The sequence below is a fragment of the Aestuariivirga sp. genome, from assembly GCF_037139295.1.
Lineage (GTDB): Bacteria > Pseudomonadota > Alphaproteobacteria > Rhizobiales > Aestuariivirgaceae > Aestuariivirga.
In genome coordinates this window covers 1-3195 of sequence record NZ_JBAXGR010000211.1, presented here as the reverse complement: position 1 = coordinate 3195, position 3195 = coordinate 1, and the positions used below count along the sequence as shown (strand labels likewise).

Annotated in this window: 1 protein-coding gene and 1 pseudogene; both read right to left on the bottom strand. The window is 60.8% G+C overall.

Going from position 1 to position 3195, the window contains the following annotated elements:
* Positions 1–1321, bottom strand: a pseudogene (locus WCJ41_RS20920) (IS3 family transposase); the annotation flags it as partial.
* A 1237-nt stretch (positions 1322–2558) separates the two neighbouring features.
* On the bottom strand, positions 2559–3195 hold a 637-nt coding region (locus WCJ41_RS20915; protein ID WP_336907772.1), incomplete at its 5' end, for an ImmA/IrrE family metallo-endopeptidase.

The following is a 3195-nucleotide window of genomic DNA, read 5'->3' as shown; positions in this document are numbered from 1 at the left end:
TAATTGTACCAATTCACGAACTCGGCAGCCCACTTCTGGGCGGCCTCACGGCCCGGAAAGCCGCCGCCTGGGAACTCCGGACGGTACTTGGCCGTACGGAACAGGCTCTCGACATAGGGGTTGTCGTCACTGACCCGCGGCCGTGAGTATGATGGGGAGATCTTCAGCCAATCCAGCATGGCCTTTACCGAGAGGCATTTCACCGTCGGCCCATTGTCGCCGTGCAGCACGGGCTTGACGGGTGCCGCGTGAATGCCCTCGGCCAATGCCGTGCGCTTGAGCAAGAGTGCGGCATGCTCCCCGTCATCAGTGGGGTGGACTTCGAAGCCTACGATCTTGCGGCTGAAGATGTCCAGGATCAGGTACAGATAGAACCAATGACCGAGGATCTGTGCCGGCAGGTAGGTCACGTCCCAGCACCAGACCTGGCGCGGTGCTGTGGCGATGTGCGTTGTAGGTGGACGTACCTTGCGCGGAGGCTTGGCCCTGCCACGGTGGGTTGTCTGCCGCCGCTCGCGCAGTACCCGCTGGAAACTCGACTCGCTGGCGAGGTAGACGCCTTCGTCCGCCAAAGCCGGAACAATGCGTGCTGGCGGCTTGTCCGCAAAGCGCGGTTCGTTGGCCACCTGCACGATCTTGTCACGCTCGAGCGGGGTCAACGCGTGTGCCGGAATGGGGCGCACCGCCAGCGGCCGCCCATCGCCAAGCTCCAGCCCGTGCCCCGCTTTCCAGCGCTGGAGGGTGCGCAGATCGATACCGGCAATCTCGCATATGCGATCCAGGCGCGCCCCGCCGGCGTGCGCCATGTCGATGTCCCGGGCCAACTGACGGCGATCTTCGAGACTGATCATTCGGCCTCGCCCTTGCTGAAGATCGCCGCAACTTTTTTTGACAGGACCAGCAATGCAGCCGTCTCCGCCAGGGCCCGTTCCATGCGCCGCAACTCGCGCTCGAGTTCCTTGATCCGGCGCTGGTCCTGCCGGGTTTGCGAGGGGCTCGCGCGCGCCTCGTCCGGGAGGGCCAACGCCTGCACCGCACTCTCGCGCCATTGCTGTAGTTCTTGCGGATATACGCCATGTTCCCGGCACCAGGCATTGCGTGCCGTCTCGTCGAGAGCGGCGACCGCGATGACGGCCTCCAGCCGCGCAGCAGCGGTCCAGGTGGCCTGCCTGGCTGGCTCAGCCAGCACCTCGTTCCGCCAGCGCTCAAGTGTGTCAGAACTCACACCCGTATCGTTCGCCACGACATCAATTGCGGCGCTCTCCGGCGGCAGAAGCCGTGAGACCGCTCGTTCCCTGAATGCTTTTCCGTATCGAGCCATGAAGTCCTCTTGTATCGCCCCTGGGGAAAGTTGACGACGGCGAGCCAGGCTGTGGATTTGTGGACGATGCGCTCCGCGCACCGGCCAGCTTGCCGTGGACAACGCTGGTGCGTTGCCCACCGCGCAGGCCTTCGCCCACAATTCCACAGCCACCCACCACCATCACGAAGGACTTGGAATTCAGTTAAGCCAAATCCTATCGGGGCGACAACTTTCCTGACACAGGGGGGCGCCATCGGCGGTCAAGAGTACAATCCGGCATCGCCAGACATGCTTCTGACGAGTGTTACGATCTCCAACCACGGCCTCAGGGGGATGTCCCGGTCGATGTAGAAATTCGGAGTGAGGTTGGCGTTGCTCTCCTCGAGCCGTAGGCTCGGGGTGTTCAATCCTAAACGGAGAGCAACACCATGAAGAAGACTACCATATCGATCGATGCGCTTGCCAGCGTTTCCAACATCTCGGAGATGGCCCAAGAAACTCACAGGCAAGCTCATGCGCGCGAGCAACCAAGGCTTTCTTGATGTCGGAGAGGTCGTTTTCCAAGGCGAAGTCCCTGCTTCCGCTGGGCCCGCCGCTTGCGAAAATGTACGGAAAATGCTATGAAAACTATTGTTAGAGGGTAGTCACAGCACCGGTCCGCTGCACAATCGGCGGGCCGGTTTTATTTTCTGTGACTCGAAACAGCCGCAAGCAACTCAGCTCTGGACCAGCGTGTCAGTCGTCCGATGCGGATTGTGGCCGGGGGCATACCATCACTGACCTGCTCGCTGGTTAGCGTGAGGTCTGCATGAAAACTCCTGAACCGCTGACGAACGCCGATCCACATGGGGAAGAACTTTTTGTTGCGAAATTGAGAGCGCCGCAGATTCTGCGGCGCTCTCTAGTTCACTTGCGGCCGGAGCCGTTCTTGGTAGGATCGACGAGCACGTAGCCCATTCCAGGCTTGGGTGTCGGCGGAAGAGGCTCACCGCGAGTAACGGTGCGCTCTTCACCGGTGCGCCCACCACGGGAACCGACCTGTTCGTACTGACCGGAACGGGGAGCATTCGTCCCCGGCTTCATAGGACCGCGCATGGCGGACTCCTTTCAATCTGACGCAGATTGAACTTGCTTTCCCGAGTCCGCCCGCCTTAATGGCGGTGTCAATACTTGTTCGGTTCGGGTTGGCCACCTGCAAGGGTGCGTCATCACCTTGCCGGATCTCCTTAAGGGCGAGGCCATGTCTCGCCCTTTTTTATTGAACGCATTCAAGCTGCTTGCGCACCTCTCCTGTTCCCAGTAGTGGCGCGAACGCCCGGAAATTCCGAGTTTGATGCCTCACACGTCCGGCAACGATGGCCGGATGCACACCGATGCGCTGCGAGAATGCAATTATTCCCGAGTAACTCGCATGCGATGTCAGGCCCGCGGTTGCCCAAAGGTCTCGTGAAATCAATGCCTCCTCGGCCCACTCGTCGGCTTCACTTTCCCGAGGGTCTTCGTGGCGTGAAGGCGCCTCGCGAAGGCTGAAATCATCGACGAACGCCTCGGTCGCGCCGTTGAAGTGGCGTCCGATATGGGCGAGCTCATGCAGAAGCGAGAACCAGAAGTTATCAATCCGGTCATAGCGCAAAGTCAGCGCAACGATCGGTGCGCCGCCCTCCACTCCACGCAAGGCGGCGCCGTCCAGATAAGTCTTCGGCAAGTGAGAAACGCAGACAAGGTGAACGCCAAGGCCGGACATCGCGTCTCTTGCACGCTTTGGCCCGTCCTCATGCGCGCTCAGCTTTGAAAGCTCGGTGAGCACCTCAAGCGTGATCGAACCGGTCTTGTAGCTTCCCGCCAACTTCTGATCGCGAGAAGCCGCGAGCGCTTTCAGGCACCATGCCAAC